The sequence below is a fragment of the Dietzia natronolimnaea genome, assembly GCF_002289575.1.
GTDB lineage: Bacteria > Actinomycetota > Actinomycetes > Mycobacteriales > Mycobacteriaceae > Dietzia > Dietzia natronolimnaea_A.
Window position 1 is genome coordinate 78,389 of sequence record NZ_NTGA01000013.1, and the last position, 26,816, is coordinate 105,204.

General features: G+C 71.9%; 27 protein-coding genes and 1 riboswitch. Of the genes, 12 read left to right on the top strand and 15 right to left on the bottom strand.

Going from position 1 to position 26,816, the window contains the following annotated elements; all coding sequences use genetic code 11:
* From CEY15_RS07120 to CEY15_RS07130, 3 genes are all read right to left on the bottom strand, one after another.
* Positions 1–1,242 (bottom strand): MFS transporter, encoded by a 1,242-nt coding sequence (locus tag CEY15_RS07120; protein ID WP_245847361.1) that lies wholly within the window; start codon positions 1,240–1,242, stop codon positions 1–3.
* A 36-nt stretch (positions 1,243–1,278) separates the two neighbouring features.
* A complete protein-coding gene (locus CEY15_RS07125) occupies positions 1,279–3,273 on the bottom strand; it encodes a vWA domain-containing protein (protein ID WP_141244221.1) in 1,995 nt (664 codons plus the stop codon).
* Between the two features lie 105 nt (positions 3,274–3,378).
* Complete coding sequence (locus CEY15_RS07130; RefSeq protein ID WP_017837181.1) at positions 3,379–4,251, bottom strand: bile acid:sodium symporter family protein; 873 nt, start codon at positions 4,249–4,251, stop codon at positions 3,379–3,381.
* 190 nt (positions 4,252–4,441) lie between these two features.
* Positions 4,442–4,557, top strand: a riboswitch (SAM riboswitch).
* A gap of 52 nt (positions 4,558–4,609) precedes the next feature.
* Between CEY15_RS07130 and CEY15_RS07135 the strand changes: the two genes are divergently transcribed.
* The 3 genes from CEY15_RS07135 to CEY15_RS07145 are packed head-to-tail and all read left to right on the top strand — an operon-like array spanning position 4,610 to position 7,559.
* Complete coding sequence (locus CEY15_RS07135; protein WP_095717854.1) at positions 4,610–5,944, top strand: O-acetylhomoserine aminocarboxypropyltransferase/cysteine synthase family protein; 1,335 nt, start codon at positions 4,610–4,612, stop codon at positions 5,942–5,944.
* Positions 5,945–5,955: 11 nt separating this feature from the next.
* Positions 5,956–7,125 carry a homoserine O-acetyltransferase MetX gene (gene metX, locus CEY15_RS07140; protein WP_095717855.1) on the top strand — a complete coding sequence of 390 codons (1,170 nt, stop codon included), beginning with the start codon at positions 5,956–5,958 and terminating at the stop codon, positions 7,123–7,125.
* The gene (locus tag CEY15_RS07145) at positions 7,122–7,559 is read left to right on the top strand and encodes a hypothetical protein (protein ID WP_095717856.1); all 438 of its coding nucleotides are present in this window, start codon (positions 7,122–7,124) and stop codon (positions 7,557–7,559) included. Before metX ends, CEY15_RS07145 begins: the two co-directional genes overlap by 4 nt.
* 83 nt (positions 7,560–7,642) lie before the next feature.
* Here the strand turns inward: CEY15_RS07145 and CEY15_RS07150 are convergent, their stop codons facing one another.
* Together CEY15_RS07150 and CEY15_RS07155 are read right to left on the bottom strand one after the other, a co-directional pair.
* Positions 7,643–7,990, bottom strand: a complete 348-nt coding sequence (locus tag CEY15_RS07150; RefSeq protein ID WP_017837185.1) for a DUF3017 domain-containing protein — start codon at positions 7,988–7,990, stop codon at positions 7,643–7,645.
* Between the two features lie 6 nt (positions 7,991–7,996).
* Positions 7,997–8,854, bottom strand: coding sequence for a bifunctional methylenetetrahydrofolate dehydrogenase/methenyltetrahydrofolate cyclohydrolase (locus CEY15_RS07155; RefSeq protein WP_095717857.1), 858 nt, complete (start codon positions 8,852–8,854; stop codon positions 7,997–7,999).
* A 60-nt stretch (positions 8,855–8,914) separates the two neighbouring features.
* Between CEY15_RS07155 and CEY15_RS07160 the strand changes: the two genes are divergently transcribed.
* From CEY15_RS07160 to CEY15_RS07180, 5 genes are read left to right on the top strand one after another with little or no spacing between them, the layout of a single operon-like run.
* Positions 8,915–9,406, top strand: a complete 492-nt coding sequence (locus CEY15_RS07160) for a tRNA (cytidine(34)-2'-O)-methyltransferase (RefSeq protein WP_095717925.1) — start codon at positions 8,915–8,917, stop codon at positions 9,404–9,406.
* Between the two features lie 14 nt (positions 9,407–9,420).
* The gene (locus CEY15_RS07165; RefSeq protein ID WP_095717858.1) at positions 9,421–10,419 is read left to right on the top strand and encodes a metal ABC transporter substrate-binding protein; all 999 of its coding nucleotides are present in this window, start codon (positions 9,421–9,423) and stop codon (positions 10,417–10,419) included.
* Entirely contained in the window at positions 10,416–11,213 is a 798-nt protein-coding gene (locus CEY15_RS07170; protein ID WP_095717859.1) for a metal ABC transporter ATP-binding protein, read from the top strand. Before CEY15_RS07165 ends, CEY15_RS07170 begins: the two co-directional genes overlap by 4 nt.
* On the top strand, positions 11,213–12,082 hold the full coding sequence (locus CEY15_RS07175) for a metal ABC transporter permease (RefSeq protein WP_095717860.1): 870 nt from the start codon (positions 11,213–11,215) through the stop codon (positions 12,080–12,082). Before CEY15_RS07170 ends, CEY15_RS07175 begins: the two co-directional genes overlap by 1 nt.
* The gene (locus CEY15_RS07180; RefSeq protein ID WP_095717861.1) at positions 12,079–12,837 is read left to right on the top strand and encodes a metal-dependent transcriptional regulator; all 759 of its coding nucleotides are present in this window, start codon (positions 12,079–12,081) and stop codon (positions 12,835–12,837) included. Before CEY15_RS07175 ends, CEY15_RS07180 begins: the two co-directional genes overlap by 4 nt.
* Positions 12,838–12,867: 30 nt before the next feature.
* Here CEY15_RS07180 and CEY15_RS07185 read toward each other — a convergent pair whose 3' ends face one another.
* Positions 12,868–14,226, bottom strand: coding sequence for an FAD-binding oxidoreductase (locus CEY15_RS07185; RefSeq protein ID WP_095717862.1), 1,359 nt, complete (start codon positions 14,224–14,226; stop codon positions 12,868–12,870).
* On the bottom strand, positions 14,223–14,369 hold the full coding sequence (locus CEY15_RS19110) for a hypothetical protein (protein WP_428844189.1): 147 nt from the start codon (positions 14,367–14,369) through the stop codon (positions 14,223–14,225). The genes CEY15_RS07185 and CEY15_RS19110 overlap by 4 nt, the downstream gene beginning before the upstream one ends.
* Here CEY15_RS19110 and CEY15_RS18440 point away from each other — a divergent pair.
* Positions 14,347–14,496, top strand: coding sequence for a hypothetical protein (locus tag CEY15_RS18440; RefSeq protein WP_017837193.1), 150 nt, complete (start codon positions 14,347–14,349; stop codon positions 14,494–14,496). The genes CEY15_RS19110 and CEY15_RS18440 overlap by 23 nt on opposite strands.
* Positions 14,497–14,566: 70 nt before the next feature.
* On the opposite strand, the gene CEY15_RS07195 is transcribed toward CEY15_RS18440, so the two are convergent.
* Together CEY15_RS07195 and CEY15_RS07200 are read right to left on the bottom strand one after the other, a co-directional pair.
* On the bottom strand, positions 14,567–17,890 hold the full coding sequence (locus CEY15_RS07195; RefSeq protein ID WP_217987086.1) for an error-prone DNA polymerase: 3,324 nt from the start codon (positions 17,888–17,890) through the stop codon (positions 14,567–14,569).
* A gap of 105 nt (positions 17,891–17,995) precedes the next feature.
* Entirely contained in the window at positions 17,996–18,919 is a 924-nt protein-coding gene (locus CEY15_RS07200) for a sucrase ferredoxin (protein WP_245847363.1), read from the bottom strand.
* 86 nt (positions 18,920–19,005) lie between these two features.
* Between CEY15_RS07200 and CEY15_RS07205 the strand changes: the two genes are divergently transcribed.
* Positions 19,006–19,647, top strand: a complete 642-nt coding sequence (locus CEY15_RS07205) for an AMIN-like domain-containing (lipo)protein (protein WP_095717865.1) — start codon at positions 19,006–19,008, stop codon at positions 19,645–19,647.
* A gap of 50 nt (positions 19,648–19,697) precedes the next feature.
* Here the strand turns inward: CEY15_RS07205 and CEY15_RS07210 are convergent, their stop codons facing one another.
* Together CEY15_RS07210 and CEY15_RS07215 are read right to left on the bottom strand one after the other, a co-directional pair.
* Positions 19,698–21,350 (bottom strand): DNA polymerase Y family protein, encoded by a 1,653-nt coding sequence (locus CEY15_RS07210; RefSeq protein WP_095717926.1) that lies wholly within the window; start codon positions 21,348–21,350, stop codon positions 19,698–19,700.
* Positions 21,347–22,150: a hypothetical protein gene (locus CEY15_RS07215; protein ID WP_095717866.1), complete on the bottom strand. Its 804-nt coding sequence runs from the start codon at positions 22,148–22,150 to the stop codon at positions 21,347–21,349. Before CEY15_RS07215 ends, CEY15_RS07210 begins: the two co-directional genes overlap by 4 nt.
* Positions 22,151–22,358: 208 nt before the next feature.
* Here CEY15_RS07215 and CEY15_RS07220 point away from each other — a divergent pair, with 208 nt between their 5' ends.
* Entirely contained in the window at positions 22,359–23,312 is a 954-nt protein-coding gene (locus CEY15_RS07220) for an L-lactate dehydrogenase (RefSeq protein ID WP_095717867.1), read from the top strand.
* Between the two features lie 33 nt (positions 23,313–23,345).
* Here the strand turns inward: CEY15_RS07220 and CEY15_RS18445 are convergent, their stop codons facing one another.
* The gene (locus CEY15_RS18445) at positions 23,346–23,489 is read right to left on the bottom strand and encodes a hypothetical protein (RefSeq protein WP_017837200.1); all 144 of its coding nucleotides are present in this window, start codon (positions 23,487–23,489) and stop codon (positions 23,346–23,348) included.
* 128 nt (positions 23,490–23,617) lie between these two features.
* Here CEY15_RS18445 and CEY15_RS07225 point away from each other — a divergent pair, with 128 nt between their 5' ends.
* On the top strand, positions 23,618–24,019 hold the full coding sequence (locus tag CEY15_RS07225; RefSeq protein WP_095717868.1) for a DUF6157 family protein: 402 nt from the start codon (positions 23,618–23,620) through the stop codon (positions 24,017–24,019).
* On the opposite strand, the gene CEY15_RS07230 is transcribed toward CEY15_RS07225, so the two are convergent.
* The 3 genes from CEY15_RS07230 to CEY15_RS07240 form a co-directional block, all read right to left on the bottom strand.
* Entirely contained in the window at positions 24,016–24,633 is a 618-nt protein-coding gene (locus CEY15_RS07230; protein WP_095717927.1) for an SGNH/GDSL hydrolase family protein, read from the bottom strand. The genes CEY15_RS07225 and CEY15_RS07230 overlap by 4 nt on opposite strands.
* 132 nt (positions 24,634–24,765) lie before the next feature.
* Complete coding sequence (locus CEY15_RS07235; protein ID WP_095717869.1) at positions 24,766–25,503, bottom strand: LuxR C-terminal-related transcriptional regulator; 738 nt, start codon at positions 25,501–25,503, stop codon at positions 24,766–24,768.
* A complete protein-coding gene (locus CEY15_RS07240) occupies positions 25,500–26,762 on the bottom strand; it encodes an ATP-binding protein (RefSeq protein WP_245847367.1) in 1,263 nt (420 codons plus the stop codon). The genes CEY15_RS07235 and CEY15_RS07240 overlap by 4 nt, the downstream gene beginning before the upstream one ends.
* Positions 26,763–26,816 lie beyond the last annotated feature (54 nt).

A 26,816-nucleotide genomic window follows, 5' to 3' on the forward strand; every position in this document is an offset into this window, starting at 1 on the left:
CTACCGACCCGTCATGACCTCGTCCCGCTCCGATCGGCGGGCGGCCGCGACCGCGCCCACGAGGATCGCCAGTCCGACCGCCGCCAGGGTTGCTCCCGCGAGGGCGGGGGACGTGTAGCCGAAGCCCAGCGCGATCACCACTCCGCCGAGCCACGCCCCCGACGCGTTGGCGGCGTTGAGCGCCGAGTGATTGAGCGCGGCCGCCAACGTCTGTCCCCGGCCGGCGTACTTCATCAGCCGGGCCTGCAGTCCGGGCACGAGTGCCGAGCCCGTCGCCCCCACGAGGAACAGGCCCACCAGCGCCGTGGCCGGATGATGGGCGGCCACCGCGAACAGGGCGAGGACCGCAGTCATGGCCGTGGCGATCGCCACCAACCCGCGGTCGAGATCCCGGTCCGCGACCACACCGCCCACGAGGTTGCCGGCCACCATGCCGAGACCGTAGACGGCCAGGACGGCGGGCATCCACGCTCGGTCGATCCCCGCGATGTCGACCATCGTCCACTGGATGTAAGTGTAGACCGCGAACATGCCGCCGAATCCGACCGCGCCCACGGCGAGCGTCGCCAGGATCTGGGGGCGGGCCAGCGCGGCCAGTTCCTCCCGCGCCCTGACCTCCACCGCGCCCTGCGGTTCGGGGACGACGACGAAGATCGCCGCCACGGTCAGTGCGCCTATCAACCCGACCGCGAGGAAGGCCGCCTGCCACCCCGCGGCCTCGCCCAGCCCGGTGGCCGCGGGGACTCCGATCACCGTCGCCACCGACAGGCCCAGCAGGACCAACGACACCGCCCGTGCCTGCTTACCCGGGCCCGCGAGCGAGGCCGCCACCAGCGATGCCACGCCGAAGTAGGCCCCGTGCGGGATTCCGGCCAGGAAGCGGGCGGCCACCAGGATCTCCGCGGAGGGGGCGAAGGCGGCGGCGGTGTTGCCTACCGTGAACAGCCCCATGAGCACCAGGAGCAGGGTGCGGCGGCGCCACCGGGCGGTCCACACGGTCAGCAACGGTGCGCCCACGACCACCCCGAGTGCGTACGCGGTGATCACGTGCCCGGCCTGGGGTTCGGTGAGCCCGAAGTCGTTGGCGATCGACCTGAGCAGACCCATTGCCGCGAACTCGGTGACGCCGATCCCGAACCCGCCGAGGGCGAGGGCGAGGATCGCGAACGACACTCGGCGTGCGGAGACGCCACCGCGCGGATCAGGCGGGGTGCTGGAGGGGGCGGGGTGTGCCTCGGTCACCCGTGCAGGCTACGCATGCCGCGCGAGCAGGCCCCCTCACCGACCAGCCCCGCCACCCCTCCGTCCCCTCACCAGTGCGACCCCAACAACGACCGCGAGCGCGACGACGAGCACTCCCCCGGCGATCCACGCCCAGCCCGTGCCACCCTCGGCCCCCTCGTCCGCCGCCTCGACGGACCCATCGTCGACCGCCGTCGGGTCCTGATCGGGTGCGGTCGGGGCCACACCGCCCAGACCCGGCTCGGGACCGTCCCCGAACACCGGCCGCCAGTCCGGTCCCGGGGCGGGCTCGCCGTCGATCGCGACGGCGAGTTCGAAGGGCTGTTCGATCCCCCGCGGCAGCGAGTTTGACCCGTCGTTGAGTGACACCATGATGTAGTGCTCCCCTGCCTGCGACTGGACGCTCATCTCCTGGTCGCCGTCACGATTGCGGTACTGAACCGGGACCGTGTCGAGAAGGAACACCTCCTCCGGTCCGTCCTCGAAGGTGGTTCGGACCGCGGTGGAGGGCTTCACCCGGAACGGGTTGGCCACCTCCAGCTGGATGTGGTCCAGCGCACCGCGGACGGACCCGGGGACGCGCAGGCCCAGCGCCAGCCGTTCGCCCCACTCCACCGGGACCCGGTAGAAGCGGGTCTCCCCGGGCACCAGGGCGTCGGAGTAGGTGCCCGGCCCGACCGCGTCCGCACCGTTGAAGCTGGTGCCACCGGCCACCGGGACGGCCGCACCGAAGTCCGGGGCCGGAGCGTCCGCCGGCACGGACTGCACCGCCGGATATCCGGTGATCTCGCCGTCGGAGGGCACGGGCTCGAACTGGAGCAGCACCTCGACCTCGAGCTCGGAGGCCGATACCCCGGTGCGCTGCGCGATCACGCGGTACCCGTCCGGACTGCACGCGGGCTCATTCTCCGTGGCGGGAATGACGAGATGTGTCGCTCCCGGCGACTTCCACCCACCACCGACCTCGTAACTCGTGTCCGAACCGGTCACCCGGCACTCCTCCGCGACGTGGTCGGCCTCGATCCGCAGGCCCGCGGCCGTCACACCGCTGGTGGGATCGGGGTCGACGGGCGGGATGAGGGTCGCCGACACGTGAGCGATGTGCCCGTCGGGAATCTCGAAGCCCAGGTGGCCGGCGGGTCCTCGACCACCACTCATCGCGGCACCGGTGAGCTCGGAGAGATACAGCCCCTCCCCCAGCATCGGCGCGTCACGCAGGGTCAGGCCCATCTCGAAGGGGGTCCCGCGCGTCTGGTAGCCCTCGATGCCCCGACGCGTCAGGAACTGCAGCTGTCCGGACAGCGAGGCCGCGTCGGAGGCCTCGGTGAAGCGACCGCCCGTGGCCCCCGCGATGCACTCGAGCTGGGCCCGCGCCGCATCGTCGACGAGGAACCCCACCGTGTGCACGGTCATGTCGACGCCCGCTCCGGCGAGGTCACCCGCGACCTCGCACGGGTCCGGCGGCGCGCAGGTGTCCAGCCCGTCCGAGACCAAGACGATGGATCGCTCACCCTCATCCCCAAGCTCTTCCGCCGCGGCGAGCAGGGCATTGCCGATCGGGGTGTATCCGCGCGCCGTCAGTCCGTCGATCCGATCGGTCAGGGCCGCCTTGTCGACGGGCTGGACGGGAGCGAGCGTGACGACGTCGCGGCAGGCGGCGTCCCGGTTGTCCGATGCGTCTGACTCCTCGGTCCCGTACGCCAGCATCCCCACGCGCGCACCCTCGGGCAGCGAGTCCACGAGCTCGCGGGCGGCGGACTGGGCGGCCGCCAACCGGGTGCCGCCCACATCGGCCTCGAGCATGGAACTCGAGGCGTCCATGACGATCGCGACACTTCCGTCACCAGAAGCAGGGCCATCACCGGGAGCACTGCCGTCACGGGAGGCGTCCGACGGCGTCTGCTGGCCGAGCACCCGGGGCGCGCCGGCAAGGCCCGCACCGGCGATCAGCGCACACAGGCACAGGACGGCGATCACCGCCGTCAGGCCCCGTCCGGTCGATGTGGTCGGAGGACGGGGCGGCACTGACACGAAGGCTCCTCAACTACGGTGGCGTCGCCTGGACCACCTTACTTCCGCGATCGGGGTGCCCGTCCCGGATCGACTGATCACCCCCGGCGGGACGGCGGCAACGCTCTATACGGCGGTGCGCATGAGACGCCGGCCGCCGTAGACCACGAGGAACGCGGTGAGGTACATGACGATGCTGTAGACGGCGGCCGCCAGCCCCACCTCGTCGTCGCCGATCACGGTGAAGGCGATGAGCAGGGTCAGGGTGGTGTTCTTGATGCCGAACTCGACCGCAATCGCGATCTGCTCGGCGCGGCGCAGGCGGCAGATCCACGCGAGCAGGCCACCGATCACGATCAGGGCCAGGTTGAGGACGATCACCGCAGGCCCCACGGCCACGATGAGGTCCACGATCCGGTCCCTCTCGCCGAGCACGATGCCCACGATGAGCAGCACCAACACGACGAGTCCGACGATGCCGACGAAGCGCTCGATCCGGGCCGCCAGGGCGGGCTTACGCGCGCGGAGGATCATCCCGAGAAGGACCGGGATGAGGATGACGCCCAGCAGCAGGCCGAAAGTCTGACCGAGCGGGACGGTGACCTCTTCGTCCGCGGCTCCGGGGATGAGCCGCGCGCCGATCCCGAACCACATGGGCAGCGTCAGGATCACGGCCACGGAGCTCAGGGCGGTGAGGATGACCGACAGTGCGACGTTGCCCCGGGCGAGATAGGTGATGAGGTTCGACGTCGCGCCTCCGGGCGTCGCCGCCACCAGGACCACGCCGAGGGCCAACATCGGGGAGAGCCCGAACGCCAGCGCCACGGCCACGCCGGTCAGCGGAACCAGGACCAGTTGGCCGAACAGCCCGACGATCGTCGCCCACGGCGACCTCGCCTGGACCGCGAAGTCCTCCTTGGTCAGGCTGAGCCCGATGCCGACCATGATGATCGCCAGTGCGATGGGCAGGCCTATATCGATCAGGGGACTCTGGTCCACGTGGGACTCCTCGGGGGCTCGCGCGTCGACGGGTGGTGGCCATCCGGTGAGATGGACCACTGTCCGGTAACCGTAACCGGTCGGACGCCGACCTTCCGGGGGTTCCGCCCGGACTCGGGGGGCGGGGCGGCCAGTTCCGACTCTCACCCCGCGTTGCCGCCGCCGAACGGCTTAGGCTAACCTCTCCCCAGGTCATGAGTTCCAGCGACAAGCCCCGGCTCGCTGGGCGGCAACCCTCCACCGCGGTGGGGTGCCCCGGGAGACGACCTGGCCACCACCCGACCGGGTGACAGGCAAGCGCGGGTCCGCTGTCGTGACGCGGCCGGACCCTTCTGACGAGAGGAGGGGCTCCGCCCCTATGACGTACGACAACAGCAATCCCGACTGGGCCTTCGAGACCCGCCAGGTCCACGCCGGGCAGCCGGTCGATTCGGACACCGGTGCCCGCAATCTGCCGATCTACCAGACCACCTCGTACGTATTCGCGGACGCCAAGCAGGCCGCGGACCGGTTCGCGCTCGCCGAGATGGGCCCGATCTACACCAGGATCACCAACCCCACGGTCGCCGCCGTGGAGGATCGCCTCGCGTCCCTCGAGGGCGGGGTCGCCGGTCTGCTCTTCGCGTCCGGCCAGGCCGCCGAGACCGCGGTGATCCAGGCCATCGCCCAGTCAGGTGGCCACGTGGTCGCCTCCCCCCGCCTCTACGGCGGTACCGACACGCTGCTGCGGCACACGCTCCCCAAGTACGGCATCGAGACCACGTTCGTCGAGAACCCCGACGACCCCGCCTCGTGGGAGGCCGCCGTGCGGCCCGACACCAAGTTGTTCTACGGGGAGTCGATCTCCAATCCGCTGAACGACATCCTCGACATCCCGGCAATCGCCGAGGTCGCGCACCGCAACCAGGTGCCGCTCGTGATCGACAACACCGTGGCCACCCCCTACCTGATCCGTCCGCTGGAGCTGGGGGCGGATGTGGTCGTCTCCTCGGTCACCAAGTACCTCGGCGGCCACGGCGCCTCGCTCGGCGGCATCCTCGTCGACGGTGGCACGTTCGACTGGCGAGTGCAGCGCGACGGACAGGACGTGTTCCCCTCCTTCACCACCCCGGATCCCGCGTACCACGGTCTGGTCTACGCGGACCTCGGTGCACCGGCCCTCGCGCTCAAGGCCCGCGTGACGCTCCTGCGCGACACCGGCGCAGCGGCCTCGCCGTTCAACGCGTGGACCCTCATCCAGGGCATCGACACCCTGAGCCTGCGGATCGAGCGCCACGTGGCCAACGCCCAGCGGGTGGCCGAGTGGCTCGAGGCGCGCGAGGACGTGGCGAAGGTGCAGTACGCCGGACTGGCCTCCTCGCCCTACAACGCCCTGCAGCAGAAGCTCTCCCCCAAGGGGGCGGGCGCCATCGTCACCTTCGACCTCGCGGTGCCGCAGGGCGCGTCCGAGGAGGACGTCAAGGCTCGGGCGTGGACGTTCATCGACGCCCTCAAGCTGCACTCGTGCCTGGTCAACATCGGTGACGTCCGATCACTGGTGTGCCACCCGGCCACCACCACCCATTCCCAGGGCACGCCCGAGGCCAACGCGATCGCCGGGGTCACCACGGCGACCATCCGCCTCTCGGTGGGCATCGAGGCCGTCGACGACATCATCGGCGACCTCGAGCTCGGTTTCGCCGCGCTGTCCTGATCCCTGACCGGATGATCCGCCCCACCGATCCGCTCACGCTGCTGCCCCCGGGCGACGGCACCCTCGGCCGTGTCGCCATCGGCGACCTCACGCTGTCCACGGGTGTCGTCCTCCCGGGGGTCTCGCTCGCGGTGCAGCGGTGGGGCCGGATCGCGGACGACCTGTCCAACATCGTCCTGGTGGAGCACGCGCTGACCGGGGACTCGCACGTGATCGGCTCCGTGGACTCGCTGCACCCGACGCCCGGGTGGTGGAACGGTCTGGTCGGCCCCGGGTTACCGCTGGACACCGATCACTACTGCATCCTGTCGGTCAACGTACTCGGAGGGTGTCGCGGTTCGACGGGTCCCAGTTCGCTCCACCCCGACGGCCACTACTGGGGTGCCCGCTTCCCCGCCGTGTCCGTCCGGGACATGGTCGAGTCCGAGCGGGCCATGGCAGACCTGCTGGGCATCAACCGTTGGGCCGCGGTGGTCGGCGGTTCCATGGGCGGGGCGAGGGCGCTCGAGTGGATGGTCGGCCACCCTGACCGCGTCGGGGCCGGCTGTGTCCTGGCGGTGGGCGCGCGCGCCTCGGCCGATCAGATCGGTGTGCAGACCGCGCAAATCATGGCCGTGACTTCTGATCCGCACTGGCAGCAGGGCGGGTATCACGGCACCGGCCGCACTCCTGTCACCGGTCTCGGCATCGCGAGACGTATCGCACACCTGTCCTACCGGGGTGAGGTGGAGCTGGACGAGCGGTTCGCCAACCGTCCGCAGCCCGGCGAGGACCCCCGTGGCGAGGACCTGTCGATGTCGGGGCGATTCGCCGTGCAGTCCTATCTCGATCACCAGGCCGGGAAGCTCGTCTCACGCTTCGACGCCTGCAGCTACGTGCTGCTCACCGATGCGCTCAACCGTCACGACGTGGGCCTGGACCGCGGGGGGGTCGAGCGGGCGCTGCGCTCCTGCCCCGTCCCGTGCGTCATCGGCGGGGTGACCACCGACCGTCTCTACCCCCTGCGGCAGCAGGAGGAACTGGCCGCGCTGTTGCCCGGTGCAGATCCTCTGGTCGTGATCGACAGCCCGGCCGGTCACGACGGGTTCCTCACCGAATCCGACGTGGTGGGCCCCATGCTCGCCAGGACGATGGAACTCGCCGCCCACGGCACACCCGACAGATCGCGAGGACCCGCATGACCGACCGTGACCGTCCGAACCGGACCGCCGCCCTCGGGCTGACCGGACTGGCCGTGGGTCTCGGCATCATCGGGGGGGCCATCGGCTTCGCCACCCTGTTGGGGATCACCGCGACCGCGAGAGGCGGCTACGACACGGCCGAGTACGGCGCGATGGCGCTGACCGCGGCGTCGTCACTGGTGTTGAGCGTGCTGCTCATCACCGGCGCGGTGTTGCTGTGGCGCGCCCACCGAGCGGCCCGGGCCGTCATCGGGGTGGCGGTGACACTGCTGGTCGTGAGCACGCTGGCACGGATGGTGCTGGACAGCGTAACGTTCATCTCGGTACTGGGGAGCGTGCTGTCCCTGTGCGCTCTGGTGGCGATGGGACTGCTGCTCGCGTCGAACGGGGTGCGCGACCACGTCCGCGAGGGCGTGCCCCTGCGACTGACCTAGGCCTGAACGACCTAAGCCCCGCTGACCTGGGCCCCGCTGACCTAGACCTGGCAGCGGAGACCGACCCTGCAGAGGAGATCCACTCAGCCCGTCCCGAGCGAGTCGATCGAGGTGGCGAGCCAGAGCACGACCACGCCGACCGCCAGGTAGAAGGCCACGTCGAAACCCTTGCCCCGCACACCGAGCAGCCGCGCGCGCTCGTCCGGCACCACCGCGCGCAGCACCGCGGCGGCCAGGGCCATGATCCCCAGAATGAACGCCCCACGGCGCCACCGCTCGAACATCACGAACCCCAGTGACACAGCGATCCCGACCAGGACCAGCGCGAGCGGCCACTGGGCCCGGATCTGCGACCAGCGCAGCCGCGCGGGACGGGTGCGGCGGGGCCGGGCGTCGGTCTGCCGGGGCCGGTCCGGGGCGGGATGGGTCATATGGATTTAGGCTCCCGTGGCGAGCTGCTCACAGCGCTCGACCACGTTGGACAGGAGGAACGCCCGGGTCAGTGGACCGACCCCTCCCGGGTTCGGGGAGACCGCACCGGCGACGTCCCACACGTCCGGGTGGACGTCGCCGGCCAGCTTCCCGTCGAGCCGGGACACCCCCACGTCGAGGATCGCCGCGCCCTGCTTGACCATGTCCGGCGTGAGCATGTGGGCCACCCCGGCCGCGGCCACGATCACGTCGGCCCGCCGCGTCTCGGCGGCCAGGTCCCGGGTTCCGGTGTGGCACAGGGTGACGGTCGAGTTCTCGCTGCGGCGGGTGAGCATCAGCCCGATCGGGCGCCCCACGGTCACCCCGCGGCCGATCACCACCACGTGTGCCCCGTCGAGTTCGACACCGAAACGCCGCAGGAGGTGGATGGCGCCGTTGGGGGTGCACGGCAGAGGGGCCGTCGCGTTGAGGACCAGCTTGCCGAGGTTGACGGGATGCAGTCCGTCCGCGTCCTTGGCCGGGTCGATGCGCTCGAGGATCGCGTTCTCGTCGAGGTGCTTCGGCAGCGGCAGCTGAACGATGTACCCGGTGCACGCGGGATCGGCGTTGAGCTCGTCGATCACGGCCTCGAGCTCGGCCTGACCGGTCTCGGCGGGCAGGTCACGCCGGATGGAGGCGATGCCGACCTGCTCACAGTCGCGGTGCTTCATCTTGACGTAGGAGTGGCTGCCCGGGTCGTCGCCCACCAGGACCGTTCCCAGCCCCGGGGTGATGCCCTTGTCGCGCAACGCGGCGACCCGGTCGGTGAGGTCGGCGACGATCTCGTCGCGGGTGAGCTTTCCGTCCAGCTTGATAGCGGTCACGGGCGCCAGTATCCCACTCCGGAGCGGCCACGTCGCCAGCGCACTGCGAGAATGGCCGCCATGACCGGAGCCGGCGTGCGTGTGTTGTTCGACCGACCCCGCATCCCCCCCAACACCGGCAACGCGATCCGGCTGGCGGCGGGGGCGGGGTGTGAACTCCATCTGGCCGGGCCACTGGGCTTCGACCTGTCCGAACCGCAGCTGCGGCGGGCGGGGCTCGACTACCACGACCTGGCGCACGTGGAGGTCCACGAGGATCTCGAGGCCGCGTACGCGCGACTACTCCCGGCGCGGGTGTGGGCGTTCACCGTGCGGGCCGACCGCTCGCTGCCGGAGATCCGGTTCTCCCCCGGTGACGTCCTGCTGTTCGGGCCCGAGCCCACCGGTCTGGCCCCGGACGTGCTGGCCGACGAGCGCGTGACCGCGACGGTGCGCATCCCCATGCTGGCGGGTCGCCGCTCCATGAACCTGTCCAACGCCGCCGCCGTGGTGGTCTACGAGGCCTGGAGGCAGCAGGGCTATCCAGGCGGTATGGATATTCCGCCACTTTGACTTAATATTTCGGTATGACGAAATCTCATCTGGCCGGGGGCCGCAATCCCCGGGCCGGTCGCCGGCGACCCTGGTCCCCCGCGGCCGCGGTCGTCGTCGCACTCGTGACCGCGATCGTGGCGGCCGCCTGCACCACCGGCACCTGGGGGGCGGTCGACGTGGACGACCGGCCCCGGTTCGCCGCCCGGGAGGCCGACGACAGGGTCGTGGTGGCCACGACCTTCACGATCCTCGCGGACATGGCCCGCCGCGTCGGTGGGGACCGGGTCCGGGTGGAGTCGGTGACGACCCCGGGCGCCGACGTCCACCAGTACGAGCCGTCCGTCGACGACCTCAAGCGGGTCGAGGGCGCGGACCTGGTGGTGAGCAACGGTCTCGGCATGGACGACTGGCTGCTGCGCTTCATCGACGGGACCGACGCGCGCCACGTGATCACCTCCGAGGGGGTCGACCCGCTGCCGGTGCGCTCCGGCAACTACACCGGGCGGCCCAACCCCCACGCGTGGATGTCGCCCGACGAGGGCGCGAGATACATCCGGACGATCGCCCGCGCTCTGACCGAGGTCGACCCGGAGGGAGCCGAGGGGTACCGCGCCCGCGCCGAGGGCTACGTGGCCGAACTCGACGAGCTGGCGTCCCGCGCCCGCGCGGCCGTGGCGGCGGTGCCGCAGGACCGCCGTGTCCTGGTCACGTGCGAGGGCGCGTTCTCCTACCTGGCCCGGGACCTCGGCCTGGAGGAGCTCTACCTGTGGCCGGTCAACAGCGAGTCCCAGGGGCTGCCGCGTCAGGTCACCGCCCTGATCGACGAGGTGCGTGACCGTGAGATCCCCGCCGTCTTCTGTGAGTCGACGGTCTCCGACGCGGCGATGGAGCAGGTCGCGGACGAGACGGGCAGCAGGGTCGCCGGGGTGCTGTACGTCGACTCCCTCTCCGCCCCCAGCGGCCCGGTGCCCACCTACCTCGACCTGCTCGACCACGACCTCGAGATCATCACCCGGGAGCTGACGTCATGACCGACCGACCACTGCCCTTCTCGGCGCACACGGGCCCGCCCGCCGTGGTCGTCACCGACCTCACCGTCGACCGCGGCCAGATCCGCGCACTCGACTCGGTGTCCCTGTCCGTGCCGACCGGGGAGATCACCGTGCTGCTCGGCCCCAACGGGTCCGGGAAGTCCACCCTGCTCCAGTCTCTGCTCGGTCTGGTCACCCCGACCGGTGGATCGGTGCGCCTCCTCGGTTCCCCGGTGCGGCGCGCGCTGCGCACCGGCCGGGTAGCGGCGGTGCCCCAGTCGGACGGGCTCGACGAGCGCTTCCCGGTCACCGCGGGTGAGGTGGTCATGCAGGGCCGCCGCCGCTTCACCGGTCCGTGGCGCCGCCCGTCCGCCGCCGATCGACTCGCGGTCGACGAGGCCCTGGACCGGGTCGGGTTGTCGCCGATCGCGGGGCGGCGCATCGGCGAGCTCTCGGGCGGTCAACGGCGACGGGTCCTGCTGGCCCGCTGCCTGGCCCAGGAGGCCGAGCTGCTGCTCCTCGACGAACCGTTCAGCGGCATGGACGCCGGCAGCGAGGAGGTCTACATCGACGTGCTGCGCGAGCTCACCGCCTCGGGGCGGACCGCACTGGTCTCCACCCACCACCTGGGCACGGTCGAGCGGCTCGCGGACTCGGTCGCCCTGCTCAACGGTCGGCTGGTGGCGCACGGCCCCGTGGCCGAGACCACCACCCCCCAGATCCTGTCCACGTTGCTCGGGGCGCGGCTGCCCGCCGTCGACGACCGGACGCCGACCGCCGAGGGAGCACTGTGATGATCGATCTGCTCGTCGAGCCGATGAGTTACGAGTTCATGCGGCGCGCCCTGCTCGTGGTGGCCGCCTCCGGTGTGGCCGGCGCGTTGCTGAGCTGCTGGCTGGTCCACATGGGCTGGTCTCTCATGGGTGACGCGGTCTCCCACGCCGTCCTGCCCGGTGTGGTGATCGCCGCCCTGATCGGCATCCCGTTCGCGGTCGGCGCACTCATCGCCGCGCTGGTCGCGGTGGCGCTCATCGGCGCGGTCCGAGAGGGGGGGACGGTGCGGGAGGACGCGGCCATGGGCATCGTCTTCACCGCCCTGTTCTCGTTCGGACTGGTCCTCATCGCCCGGTTCCCCAGCGGGCAGGACCTGCACTCGATCCTGTTCGGCAGCGTCCTCGGGGTGCGCGATTCCGACCTCGTCCAGGTGTTGGCGGTCTCGGCGTTCACGGTGATCGTGCTGCTGGCCTTCCGCCGCGATCTCATCATGCTGGCCTTCGACCGGCTGCACGCCCACACCCTGGGGCTCAGGACGCGGGCGCTGACCGGGCTCCTGCTCGCCACCCTCGCCACCGCCACCGTGGCGGGGGTCCAGTCGGTGGGCGTGATCCTGGTGGTGGCCACGCTCATCATCCCCGGCGCGACCGCCCAGTTGGTGGCCGACACCATGCGGGGGACGATGATCGTCGCCGTCGTCGTCGCCCTGGTCGGTGGCGTCACCGGCCTGTACGCCGGCTACTACGCCGACCTCCCCCCGGGCCCGGTGGTGGTCCTCGCGCAGGCCGTCATCTTCACCGCGGCGCAGCTGTTCGCCCCCCGGCGCGGCGTGATCCCGCGGGCCGCGGCGGGCGCCCGGGCCCGGCGATCGGGGATGATGACGGCATGACCGTCGACCCGCCCCGTGCAGATGTACCCAGAGGCCTGGCCGATCTCACGCCGACCATCCAGGCCTATCTCATGGCCGCCCACCACCTGGGGGCCGGCGGCGGGCCCGTCACCCCGGGTGCGCTGGCCGACCGTCTCGGCGCCTCCCCCTCCTCCGTCACCGAGGGCGTCCGCAAGCTCGCCGCCATGGGGTTGGCGCAGCACCGCCCCTACGCGCCCGTCGAGCTCACCGAGGCCGGGAGGTCGTTCGCGGTGGCCATGGTCCGCCGCCACCGGATCCTCGAGACGTTCCTCGCCCGGTGCCTGGACTACCCGTGGGACGAGGTGCACGCCGAGGCCGACGCCCTCGAGCACGTGGTCTCCGACCGGTTCGTCGACGCCCTGGACGGCTTCCTCGACCACCCGCGCCGCGACCCGCACGGCGACCCCATCCCCACCCGCGACGGGCGGCTTGACCAGCTCGCCGACGTCCCCCTGGACCGGGTGCCCGAGGGCGGCGCCGGGGTGGTCACGCGGGTGTCCGACCGGGACAACTCCGTCCTGCGGCACCTGGCCGAGATCGGCCTGCGCCCCGATTCGGCGGTCGAGGTGGTCTCCCGCCAGGTCGAGCTGGGGATCATCACCGTGGCCCTGGGCGGGCGGGTGGTGCCGGTGGGCACGCCGGTCGCGGCGGCGGTGCGGGTCCGGGTCCCGGCCGGCGACGACGGCGGCGGCGGCGACCACAACAACGTCGACGACGACGAGGTCGCACAGTAACCTCGCGAGCGGACCGCCGCCCCGGTGACGTCAGAACATCGTCCCCGGGTTGAGGATCCCCTGCGGGTCCAGCGCCGTCTTGATGCGGCGGTTCAACTCCATCACGTCCTCGCCCAGCTGGGCGGGCAGCCACGGCGCCTTGAGGCGTCCCACGCCGTGTTCGCCGGTGATCGTCCCGCCCATCCCGATCGCCAGGTCCATCACCTCGCCGAACGCCGCCTGGGCCCGGTGGGCGCGGTCCGGGTCGTCGTCGGCCAGCACGATGATCGGGTGCGTGTTGCCGTCACCGGCGTGGGCGACCAGGGCGATCGGCACATCACGCCGGGCCGAGATCGCCTCGATCCCGGCGACCAGCTCGGGCAGCGCGGGCAACGGCACGCCGACGTCCTCGAGGAGCAGCGTCCCGGTCTTGCCCAGGCTGGTGAACGCGGCCCGACGCGCGACCGTGAACTGCTCCCCCTCCTCGGGATCGTCGGTCGCGAACACCTCGCTCGCGCCGTGGGTGCGGAACGCCTCGGCCATGAACTCCGTCTCGGCCGCGCGGTCGGGTCCGGTGAGGTCGGACTGGGCCAGCAGCATCGCACCGGCGGAGGTGTCCAGGCCCATCCTCAGGTCCGCCTCGACGGCCCGGATCGAGACGTTGTCCATGAACTCGAGCATCGCCGGCCGGATCCGGCGGGTGACGGCCAGGACGGCGTCGCTGCACGCCACCACGTCCGGGAAGATCCCCACCACGGTGGAGCGGGGCGGCTGTTCGGGGATGAGCCGCACGATGACCTCGGTGACCACCCCCAACGTGCCCTCGCTGCCCACGAAGAGCTTGGTCAGGCTCAACCCGGCGGTGTCCTTGAGCCGCGCACCGCCCAGTCGCACCGCGGTGCCGTCGGCCAGCACCACCGTCAGGCCCAGGACGTAGTCGGTGGTCACGCCGTACTTCACACAGCACAGACCGCCGGCGTTGGTGGCGATGTTGCCGCCGATCGAGCAGATCTCGTACGACGAGGGGTCGGGCGGATACCAGAGGCCGTGTTCGGCGACGGCGCGTTTGACCTCGATGTTGAGCAGACCCGGTTGGACGGTCGCGGTGCGGGTGACCGGGTCGACGTCGATGTCCCGCATGAGCTCGGTCGAGAGCACGATCCCGCCGTCGACCGCCGTCGCTCCCCCGGACAGCCCTGACCCGGCGCCCCGAGGGACCACCGGCACGCCGTGGGCACTCGCCCAGCGCATGACCTCCTGGACGTCCTCGGTCGACCGCGCGCGCACCACGGCCACCGGCATCCCCGGGTCCGGGGCCTTGGCCCAGTCCTGGCGGTATCCCTCCAGAACGTCCGCGTCGGTGAGGACGGAGGCGGTGTGGAGGCGGGCGCGGAGATCGTCCAGGATCATGACCCGAACCTACGGCGAACCCTCGCGGGGGCGCATGTGTATGGACGGGGTCCCCGGCGATCAGCCCTCCCGAGGAACATCACGGCCACGAGAACCGCCGCCGCCCCCACCACGGGGGCGGTGCGGGACACCCCGTCGAACACGGCCCGTGTGGTGTCGCCGTGGCGGTCGTACTCCTCACGGACCCGGGACTACCACCCGCCCTCGCGCCGGGACACCGCCGACAGGCTGGTGCAGTGGGCGCGCGGGGAGGACTTCCGCTACGTCTGATCTCGGGCTCGGCCTGAACCCGGGCTCGGCCTGAACCCGGGCTCGGCCGGGGCGGGCTGGGTAGCGGTCATCACCTGAAGTCCCGGCTGCGGCCGATCGCCATCCCCAGGTGGAGGCGCTCTATCTTGTCCGCCACCAAGCTCACCGCGCCCGAGCGGTTCTCCACCGTGCCGCGGACGATGAGCGCCGGGGCGGAGGAAACGATCGGGCGGTAGCGCGCCCACAGTCCCACCGAGCACACGACGTTGGTCATGCCCGTCTCGTCCTCGAGGCTGAGGAAGGTCACCCCCTCGGCGGTGGCGGGCCGCTGCCGGTGGGTGACCGCGCCGGCGACCTCCACCCGGCTGCCGTCGGGGACGTGGGCTAGCCCGGCGGTGGTGCACACCCCCCGGGAGTCGAGCCACGGCCGGGCGTGAACCGTCGGGTACTCCTCGGGGCTGATCCCGGTGGCGGCCAGATCCGCGGAGGTGAGTTCCAGGACGCTCATCCCCGGCAGCGCCGGGGCGTCGACCTGGCTCAGCCCGGGCAACATCCCGGGCCGTTGCCGGGCCGCGGTGGCCGCCGACCACAGGGCCGCCCGCCGCCCCCCGACGCCGAGCGCGTCGAGGGCCCCCGCGGTGGCCAGCGCCTCCATCTGTCGGACGGTCAGCCCGGTGCGGCCGGCGAGGTCGGCGGCCGAGAGGAACGGGCCGTGGGTATCGCGCTCGTCGGCGATCGCCGTGGCGAGGTCGGTGCCGATCGCCCGCACGGACTCCAGGCCGAGGCGCACCTCGGTGCCCCTGTTCTCACACGTGGCACCGCCGAGCGAGCGGTTGACGCAGGGGCGGTGCACGGTGACGCCGTGCCTGCGGGCGTCGGCCACGAGGGACTGCGGCGAGTAGAACCCCATCGGCTGGCTACGCAGCAGCGCCGCACAGAAGACGGCCGGGTGGTGGCACTTGAACCACGCCGAGTAGTAGACGATCGCCGCGAAGGACTGGGAGTGGCTCTCGGGGAAGCCGTAGTTGGCGAACGCGCACATCTTCTCCCAGATCCGCTCCCCCACCTCGGGCCCGGTGACCGGTGTCCCGGGTGGGCTGGTGCCGATGCCGTGGAGGTCACGCATGCCCGCGAAGAACCTCTCCCGCAGCCGCGCCATCCGCTCGGGAGAGCGCTTGGCCCCCATCGCCCGGCGGAGCTGGTCCGCCTCCGCCCCGGTGAACCCGGCGATCTCGGTGGCGATCTGCATGAGCTGCTCCTGGAACAGCGGGATCCCCAGCGTCCGCCCCAGGGCCGCCTCGAGCGCGGGGTGGTCGAACACCACCTCCTCCCGCCCGTTGCGTCTACGGATGTAGGGGTGCACGGAGCCGCCCTGGATGGGGCCGGGGCGGATGAGCGCCACCTCCACCACGAGGTCGTAGAACGTCCGCGGCCGGAGTCTGGGCAGCGTGGCCATCTGCGCCCGCGACTCCACCTGGAACACCCCCACGGAATCGCCCCGGCACAGCATCTCGTAGACCTCGGGATCGGAGAGGTCCAGTCGGGCCAGGTCCACCTCGAGGTCCTTGTGCTCGGCCGCGAGGTCGATGGCGTGGTGTAGCGCCGTGAGCATCCCCAGCCCCAGCATGTCGAACTTGACCAGACCGACCGCCGCGCAGTCGTCCTTGTCCCACTGCAGGACCGTCCGCCCGGGCATGCGCGCCCATTCGACGGGCACCACGTCGGCCACCGGCCGGTCGCAGATCACCATGCCGCCGGAGTGGATGCCGAGGTGCCGGGGCAGTCCGACGAGTCTGCGGGCCAGCGCCAGGACGTCGGCCGGGACGGTGTGCTCGGTGGCCTCCCGCTCGTGGTTCTTCAGACCCGACCACCGGTCCACGCTCTTGGACCACGCGTCCTGCTGCCCGGTGGAGTACCCGAGTGCCCGGGCCACGTCCCGCACGGCCGACCGCCCCCGGTAGGTGATGACATTGGCCACCTGCGCGGCATGGTCCCGCCCGTAGCGGGAGTAGACGTACTGGATGGCCTCCTCCCGACGGCCGGACTCGATGTCCACGTCGATGTCCGGCGGACCGTCCCGCTCCGGGGACAGGAAGCGCTCGAAGAGCAGGTGCGCCCCCACCGGGTCCACGTTGGTGATGCCGAGGGAGTAGCAGACGGCCGAGTTGGCGGCCGATCCCCTGCCCTGACAGAGGATGCCCTCCCTGCGACAGAACTCGACGATGTCGTGGACCACGAGGAAGTAACCGGGGAACCCCAGCTCGGCGATCACCCCCAACTCGCGGTGGATCTGCGCGTAGGCCTCCGGGGCCGCGCCGGGTGCCCCGTAGCGCCGGGCGGCCCCCGCGTAGGTGAGTTCGGCGAGCCGACTGTCCTCCGTGTGGCCCTCGGGCACATCGAACGGCGGCAGTTCGGGGGCGATGAGCCGGAGGTCGAACGCACACTCGCGACCCAGGGCCGCCGCCCCGGAGACGGCGCCCGGCCAGCGGTCGAACAACTCGGCCATCTCCTCACCCGAGCGCAGGTACGCTCCTCCGGCCGGGGGCAGGTGCGCGGCATGGGTCTCCAGGGCGTCGCGGGCTCCGAGCGCCGCCATGACTGAGGCCAGACGGGCGTCCTCCGGGCCCGCACAGTGCGCGGCGGTGGTGGCCACGACGGGCAGGCCCGCCGCGGCCGCGAGCGTGGCCAGCGCGTCACATCGCTCGGTGTCCTCGGGAACGCCGTGACAGGTCAGCTCCACGACCACCCGGTCCCGCCCGAACAGCTCGACGAGCTCGCCCAGCGCCGCACCCGCAGCCGCGGTGTCGACGCCGGGCGCACCCGCGCCGCCCCGTTCGAGGGCTCGCCGCACCCGCCCTCTGCGACACCCGGTGAGCACGTACCAGTGACCACCGGCGGCCTCGGCGAGTTCCCCGATCTCGTACCGCGGTTCACCCTTCGCACCTCCCCTGAGGTGGGCGTGGGCGATCGCACGCGAGAGTCTGCGATAACCCTCCCCTCCGCGGGCCAACACGAGCAGGTGTTCACCCCCGGGCAGCGAGAGCTCGGCGCCGAAGACGGTCGCCAGACCCAGCTCGGACGCCGCCTCGGCGAATCGGACGACCCCGTACAAGCCGTCGTGATCGGTGATCGCCAGCGCGGTCAACCCCAGTTCCGCCGCCGCCTCCGCCATCGCCTCGGGTGAGGAGGCACCGTCCAGGAAGCTGAAGGCGGAATGGGCGTGGAGCTCGGCGTAGGGCACCCGTCCCTGCGTCCGGCGCCCGTTAGGAGGGGTGTACTCACCCCGTCGACGGGACCAGGCGGGGGCGTCGCTGCCGTCACCGGGGTGCGGATTCTGGGGCCCACGCGGGTTCGGCCGACCGGACAGAACCCGCTCCAGCTCGTTCCAGGTCCGGGGCCCGTGATACCAGTTCACCGGGCCTCACCCGCCGTGGCCCGGGGGGTGGACTCAGGACCGGAGGCAACCTCGGAACCGGGCGAGAACTCGGAATCGGGCGAGGATTCAAAGCCGCGCGAGAACTCAGAGCCGGGTGAACGACTCCACGACCCACGCCGAGGCCTCACCGGGCGGTTTGCGACAGCTCTGGGACCGCGGAGGCAGCGGGCGGGTGCCCGCCTCGACACGCCAGGCGCGTCCGTCGGTGTGACGGACCACGGCCACGCGCGAGGAATCGGGGTCGATCGTGACGACGAGGTCGCCCGGCCCAGCCTCCACACCGGAGTCCCGCACGGCCACCTCCGCCACCTGACCGGCCGGTGGCCACGTGCTTCGGCCCCGCAGGTTCTCGGTGACGACCCGGCCGTCCAGCGCCGCCTCGACGATTCCGGCCGCGTGGGCCACCTCCGCGGGCCCATAGGTGTAACCGGTGCCGGGCAGCAACAGGACCGGGGCGAAGCGGTGACCCCCGGTGTGGGAACACTCCCACACCGCGGCATCGGGGTCGAGTGCGGCCAGGCGCCCGCCCAACAGTGACTCCAGGCCGGCCGCGACGGGGCGGCCCCGCACAGCGCAACACTGGTCACGCTTGGCGTGGGTGCACACGAGTGGCACGGGCGCCGCGACCTCGCGGGTACCGGCCACGTGCCCGTCCGGAGACAGGTCCAATCCGAGCAATTCCTCAGGCCCGTCGACACGACCGGCGCGGATACTCTGCCGGTCGGGGCGGGTGTCGCAGAGGTAGAAGCGGTGCCGGTCGAGGCGCTGACCCTCGCGGCCGGGCCGGCGGATGAAGAGCATGCGCGACCCGCAGGCCGCGATGTGCTCCTTGAGACGTCGGGACAGGTCCTCGCCCAGGGCCTCACCGTCGAAGATGTCGCGCCCCCAGCGCCCGGGGACCTCCAGCAGCACCCACGACTCCTCGTGGGCGGCGGTGCCTGCCGGGGGCTCGTCGGCGGACTGCAGGGAACACCAACCCGGGTGTGTGGCGGAATCGGTATCTGACACGACCCCATGGTGCCCCATCCCGCGGGGAGGCGTAACTGTAGCCACCTTGTGGGACAAAAGTGACCAGAGGGATCTAGGGTGGACGTATGCGCATCCATCACCGCCGCTTCGCCGCAGCCGTTGCCCTCACCGCCGTCGCGTCCCTGGGGCTGGCGGGATGTGGAGCCGACACCTCGACCGAGACCCCCACCACCAGCCAGACCACCGCGGCGGGATCCTCCCCGGCCGCGGTGGCCCGGGCCCTGGCTCCGGACGAGACCGAGACCTCCGATCCCTCCGCCAGGCCCGCGGACTCCGGTCCGAAGAGCGAGGACCCCGGTGAGACCGCCGAGCGCGCCCAACTCGTCGTGACCGATATCCGCGTGGGCGACTACCAGGGCAAGGATCGCGTGGTCTACGAACTCGAGGGCCAGGGCGTCCCGGGATACTCCGTGGACTACGTGGACGCACCCGCCCAGCAGGGCAGCGGCTCCCCCGTGGAGGTGCCCGGGGACTCGTTCCTCCAGGTGATGATCCGCGACCAGGTTCTTCCCACCATGACGTCGATGACGGAGGTCCCCGTGGGCACCGTCTCGAGCGACGAGGCGACCGGAGTGGCCGGGGTGGCCTTCGCCGGCCAGTTCGAGGGCCAGGCACAATCCGTCATCGGTCTCGAGGGCACGGACCGTCCCTTCTCGGCCTTCCTCCTCCAGAACCCGACCCGACTGGTGGTCGACATCGAGCGCTGAGCACACCCGACGAGCGACGAGGGTCACGACCACGGAGAGTCGTGGACGGTTCATTCGTATACTCCCTCGACTGTCCAACTCCCCGGTTCGTCCCCGACCAGGCAGCACAGCAGCAACGCGGCCGCCCGCTCGGGGACGAGCTGTATCCGGGCCTTCGGCCGACGGGGCGCACCACCCGGGCCGGGCTCCCACCAGGCCTCGTCGATCAGCCACGGCCGTGACCAGCCGGCCACCGCGCATCGACGGCCCGTGATCTCGACCGCCTCGGGTCGACCGGTGAGCAGGCCGCGGGGCCCGACCCCGACCGCAGCCCCCGCAGCGGTGCGCAGGACGACCCCCCCGGCGAGGGGAACCCGTGCCACGACCCCTGACGCGGGGTCACCGCCCTCGCGGATCTCCAACCTGTAGCCCGGCCCCGGCCACACCACCGACGGCGACGGCGCCGGCAGAGCCCCCGGCCACGGCCCCTCCGCGACCGGGTCGGCCGGGGCGTCCCCGTACGGCAGGGACCGCACGCGATCATCCGGGCCCCGGCCGCCGACCTCCACGGGGACACGGACCGCCTCCGGCCCGAGCAGTCCCTGCACCCGCACGAGAGCGCGGTGCACACGCGCCTCCGCCAGCCCCGCCTCACCCCACAACCCCTCCTGGACGCGGCCGGCGGGGACCACCTCCACCGGTTCCAGAACGAGAGCGGTGACCGCCCCTCCGGCACCACCGGCGATCGCGGTACCGGTGAGCCAGCCCTCCAGTTGCCAGCGCAACCGGTCGGCGGTGCCCTCCGGGGTGAGCGGAGCGGAGCACCGCCACACCCGGTTGACCTCGACGCCTCCCTCGACCCGCGCGGTGATGCGCAGGCGCAGGCACGAGACCCCGGCCGCGGCGAGGACGGCATGCAGCTCCCCCGCCAGCCGACGCCCGAGGAACGCCGCCTCGTCCACCCGTTCCAGTGGTGGATCGCACCGGTGCTCGACCGCCGACCCCGTGGGCACCGCGGTGACCGACGGGGGCCTCCACGGCACGGCGCGGGCGATGCGATGCGCCACCGCTCCCGCCTCGCCGAAGCGGGTCGCCACGTCCCGCAACGGGAGCGCGGCGAAGTCCCCGAGCGTCCGTACGCCGAGCCGGTGCAGCAGCCCGACCAGCTCCGCCAGCTCGTCCGGATCGCCCAGCGCGGGCTCCACCACGAGCGCGTCCACGGGCAGGTCGGCCAGATAACCGGCGTCCCCGCCCGGCTCCAGCAGCACCGACCCGCGCGCGCCGAGCACGGCCGTGGGCAGCTCGTCCGCCAAACCCACCTGACACTCCGTCCCGGCCGCCGCCACCGCGTCCACCACCCGGGTCACGACCTGCTCCACTCCGCCGTGGAACCGCAGCGCCCCGGCCGCGGAGAACACGAACAGGCCGGGGCGCAGCACCTCGATGCCCGGCACCACGGCGTCCAACGCCTGCACCACGGGTTCGAACCACACGGCATCCCGTGACGGATCCGCCGGGGCCACGACGAGCTCCGGGCACCGGAACTGCGCCTCGCGCCGGCGCAGCCCGCGTCGCACCCCGACCGCGCGCGCGACGGCGTTGCACGCGAGCACCCCGCGCGGGCCGACCACCGCGAGCGGCAGGTGCAGACCGTGTCCCCCGCCCCGGGCCGCCGCGACCGCCGGCCAGTCCGGGCACCACACCGCCATGACCCGCGCACTCATCCCGCCGCCACCCACTCCGCCGTCCGCGGGGGCGCCGCCCGGCCGGTGCACCGCACCATGGTGGAGACCGAGGCCAGCCTCCCTGCGCCCGCACCCAACCCGCCGTAGCGGCAGTGCCGCCCGGTCAGTGCGAGTTCCGCCCCGGGCCAGTCCGCACCCACGAGCAGCACCGCCCCCGCGGCCCGCACCCGCCCGGCGAGAACACGGGCCCGCGACGGGGCGACCACCCGGACCCCGGGCCCCAGTAGCACCAGGTCCAGGCCGTCGAGCAGCACCGACACCACAGCGGCGGGATCCGGGCCGGGATCCGGGACCAGCGCCAGACAGTCCAGCCGGCCACCCTGTTCCGCCACCGCGGCCACCCCGAGTTCCGGCCAGCCCACCACCGCACATCTGGCCCCGGCGGCCGTGGCCGCGGCGAGCAACCCGACCCGGAGGGTGGCACTGCCGGATACCGCGGTGACCCGCCCGGCGGGCAGGACGCCGCCCGGCAGCAGGGGCGCAACGGAACACGGCACCACCACTCCGGGCACGCGCGCCCCGGAGGACACCGCACCCGACGCACCTCCGTCCCCGTCCTCAGGCATCGGGTCCGCAGGCATCGCCTCCGCGAGCATCGTGCCGCCGGTGGTCCCGACCGGCTCCACGACCGCGCCCCCATCCTGATGCGCGAACGCCGGCGCCCCCGAGCGTGCGGCGGCGGGCGGCCCCCCGCCCGGCATCGTGGCCAGCCGGCGACGCAGCTCAGCGACTCGGTCCGCCGTGCCGAGGCCGGACATGTCGACGGCAGGAGTGCCCATTACCATCACCAGAACCTCCCGCCCCGGACGACACGCCGCCAACCGCTTTGATCGAACTATTTTTCGATCACGGGGAACAGTGAACACCACCGGTCCGACACGGCGCAAGAACACCTGTTCGAACAGGGTTCTCCTCGTCGTCGCCCCCCAGTCACCGTCCCCGTCGCCGCACCTCGGCGTTCACCCGGAGCATCTACCCTCGGGAACCATGAAGGCCTCCATCGGGAACCGCATCGTGCTCATCGGCGCCGGGGACGTGGGCATCGCCTACGGGTACGCGCTCGTCAACCAGGGCCTGGCCGACCACCTGTCCATCATCGACATCGACCACGACAAACTGGTCGGCGAGGTCATGGACCTCAACCACGGCGTCGTGTGGGCCCCCTCCCCCACCCTCGTCACGGAGGGCACCTACGACGACTGCGCGGACGCCACGATGGTGGTGATCTGCGCCGGCGCCGCCCAGAGACCCGGCGAGACGCGGCTCGACCTGGTCGGCAGGAACATGGCGATCTTCGAGGGGATCGTCGGCGACGTCATGGCGACCGGCTTCGACGGCATCCTGCTCGTGGCCACCAACCCCGTCGACATCCTCACCCAGGCCTCCTGGCGATACTCCGGCCTACCCTCCGCACAGGTCATCGGCTCCGGGACGATCCTCGACTCGGCACGCTTCCGCTTCATGCTGGGCGAGTACTACGACGTCGCCCCGATGAGCGTGCACGCCTCGATCATCGGTGAACACGGTGACACCGAACTGCCGGTCTTCTCATCGGCCAACGTCTCCGGGGTACCACTGCGCCGGGATCTCGACGGGGACCCGGCCACGCGGGAACGACTGGCCCGGATCTTCACGGAGACCAGGGACGCCGCCTACCGGATCATCGACTCCAAGGGCTCCACGAGCTATGGCATCGGCATGGGGCTGGCCCGCATCACGCGCGCCGTGCTGCGCAACGAGCAGGTGTCGCTACCGGTCTCCACGTTGCTGCGGGGCGAGTACGGGCAGGACGGGATCTTCATCGGCGTCCCCGCGGTGATCGGCCGGACCGGGGTCCAGCGCGTGGTGGAACTGGAACTCGACGCCACCGAGATCGAACAGTTCGCCCGCAGCGCGTCTGCACTGCGGGCGGTGTCGGAGCAGTTCGAGATACTGCGCTGAGTCAGGAGCTCGGGGTCAGTCAGGGGCTCGGGGTCAGGGTGTGGCGGGGGGATCGCTGGCCGGGAACGACTCGTCGCCCCACTCGTCGGCGACCGCGTCGTCGTGGTCGTGCCGGGCCTTGTCCGCGGGTTGCTCGGAATGCTCACCGGTGCGGTCAGGGTTCTTCGGACTCGTCATGATCAATCCTCCTGCCGCCGTACGGGGGGTGCGGCGATACTCAGATTACCGGAGACCACCGGCACCGACCGCGACCGCGCCAGGGGGACCCCCGCCCTCGCGTTCACCACGGGAGCAGGGAGAGCGCCATGCACAGCACCGACTACACCGACACACTGATCCTGCCCGCATCCGACACCCGGGCCGAGACGGCCACGGCGCCGCCGTCCGGGAAACGCTCGATCGCCGAGTTGCAGTACGAGAGACTCTCGGGGGCGGACTACACCTGGACGAGCGACGACCTGCTCTTCGACGTCCACTGCGCCCGCAAGGGAATCGGAGAGGCCGACCGTGCGGCCGAACGCGAGGAGTTCTTCTCCAAGGGCCAACCGTGCCTGCGCACCTCCCCGCTGACCAAGACGTACGGCTGGGCGATGCACTTCGACTCCGGCGGGAGGATCGCGCTGCTGCCCATGGGTTCGGACCGTCTGGCCGAGCTACAAGCAGACCCGTCCGTGACGGTGAGGACCGCCATGAAGAGTTCTCGCTAACCCGGCTCGACGTCCGGCAGTGAGCGCAGCCACTCGAGTACCGGGCCCGAGATGATCCGGGCGAACTGCTCATACCCCGCGGGGCCGGGGTGCGCCCCGTCACCGGCGGTGACCTCGCGCATCCACGCCCCGCCGGGCCGCAAGGAGTCGAAGGTCGGGACGAACGGCACCCCGGCCTCGGCGCACACCGCGGCAATGGCGGCGGCGCGGGCGACTATCCGCTCATTGACCTCCTCCCACACGACCGGTGGCGGCCCCACCACCAGGAACCGACCCTGCGGCGCGCGAGCGATCATCCCGCGCAGAGCCGCGACCGTGCCCGCCTCCTCGACGCGCAGGGCCCCCTCGTGCTCCATCACGTCGTTGACCCCGAACTCCGCGATCACCGCCGTGGTCGGGAACGCGGCGCGGCGGCGGTCGACCTCGTCCCACCGGGCCAGGATCATCTCGGAGGTGTCCCCGCCGATCCCCGCGACGGTGGTGTGGAGGCTCAGACCCGCCCCGGCACCCTCCTCGACCAGGTGCGCGGTCCATCCACGGCCGGTCTCGTCGCCGTACCCGGCCACGAAGGAGTCGCCGATGATGCAGAGGGGGAGATCGCGCGGTTCGCTCACGACGCCACGGTAGCGGCTCGGCGTCAACGCCAAGAGCGTTCCGTACACCCCACTCCCGGCCGATGTGTGCGGAACACTCTTCGCGACGTCAAGGCACCCAGGACGTCAAGGCACCCAGGACGGTCAGGTGTGTCAGTCCAGGTGGCGGGACTGAGCCCAGCGGGTGAGCGCGTGCCGGTTGGACTGCTGGGTCTTTCGCAGCACGTTGGAGGCGTGTGTCTCCACGGTCTTGACCGAGATGAACAACTTCTCGGCGATCTCCTTGTAGGTGTACCCCCGTGCCAACAACCGGAGCACCTCCTTCTCCCGCGGGGTGAGGGAGTCGACCTCCGGGTCGTGGACGGGCTCACCCCACTCCTCGGGCCCGGGCGCGGCACGGGCGAACGCGTCCAGGACGAACCCGGCCAGGCGCGGGGAGAACACCGCGTCCCCGTCGGCCACGCGGCGCACGGCGTCGGCCAGTTCCCCGCCGGAGATGGTCTTGGTGACGTACCCGCGCGCCCCGCCGCGGATCACGGCGATCACGTCCTCCGCGGCGTCCGAGACACTCAACGCCAGGAAGGTGGACACGGGCGCGTCGGACGCACCGGGTGTGCCGGAGGTGTCGGGCCCGCCGCTGGGATCAGTCCCCAGCACCGAGCGGAGCACGGCCACCCCACCGCCATCGGGCATGTGCACGTCGAGCAGCACCACATCGGGCCGTACCCGTCCGATACCGGCGACGGCCTCCGCGACCGACCCGGCCTCGCCCACCACCTCGATCCCGGCCTGACCGGCCAGCTCGGCCCGGACACCGCTGCGGAACACCGCGTGGTCGTCGACGAGGAACACCCGGCACACCCTGACGCCACCCACCGGCTCGTCCGTCATTCGCCCTCCAGCGGCATCTCGATCCCGATCTCGGTTCCGCGACCGAGCGTACTGCGCACCGTCACGCTGCCGCCCCGGCTCTCGACACGGTGCCGGATCGACTGGGACAACCCGTGTCGATCATCGCCCACGTCGTCGGGGTCGAAGCCGCAGCCGCGGTCCCGGACGAAGGCGGTGAGCACCTGACCGTCGTTCTCCACGAACACGTCGGCGGTGTCGACGTCGGCGTGCTTGGCCACGTTGACCAGGGCCTCGCGGACGGCACCCAGCACCGCCTCCTCGGCGTCGCCGGCCGGTCCGTCGCCGCCCACCACCACCTGGTCCACGCGCAGACCGTAGGCGTCCTCGACGTCCCCGACGATCACCTCGACGGCCCCGGCGACGGTGGCCGCACCCGAGGACATGCGTGACCCCGCCCCGAAGAGCCACTGCCGCAGTTCGCGCTCCTGCCGACGGGCCAGCCGTGACACCTGGGCGGGGTCGTCGGAGCGCTTCTGGATCAACGCCAGCGTCTGCAGCACCGAATCGTGCAGGTGGGAGGCGATGTCGCTGCGCTCGGACTCACGGATGCGGGCCGCGCGCTCCTCTTCCAACGACCGCCACAGCCGCAGCCCCACAGGGACGCTGAGCAACGCCACTCCGACCAGGGTCGCCAGCACCGCCAGGAACGACGACCGCAGGGCGGCGAACTCGACCTGTCCCAGCACCACGACGGCCAGTCCGACGACGACGAGGGTCGCACCGGCGGTGACCCTCGCCCAGTCGAAGACGGACCGGGGAGCCACCCGTCCCCCACCGTCGTACTGCTGCCAGACCAGCCCGGCGCCCAGTGCCACGACCAGGACGGGAACGATCACGTGCAGTCCCGTCGCGGTGGTGACCATCAACGACAGCACCGACCCCACCAGCGCCACCACGGCCAGGGCCATGCCGCGCCGCCGCTCCCGCGCGTCCACGGAGGCGGCCCCCTCCGGGGCCCGCGCCGACGGGGTCAGAGCCCACAGGGCGGCGTAGAACAGCACACCCGCGCCGGAGAGGGTGGCGAGCACCACCATCGCCATGCGCACATGGGTGACCCGCACCCCCAGATGGGCCGCGAGTCCCGCGCACACGCCGGCGACGACGGATCCATCGGAGATCCTGGCCAGCGGCGGGTACCACCGGAACCCCACCGGCTGCACGGCCGCCATGGGTGGCCGTGGCGCGACCGGCGGCTGCGGCGCGGGGGCCGATACCTGATCGGTCGCGTTCTCACTCATACCCGCCATGGTCACAGATCGTGCCCCCGAGAGGTATCGGGGATCTCCCCCGGT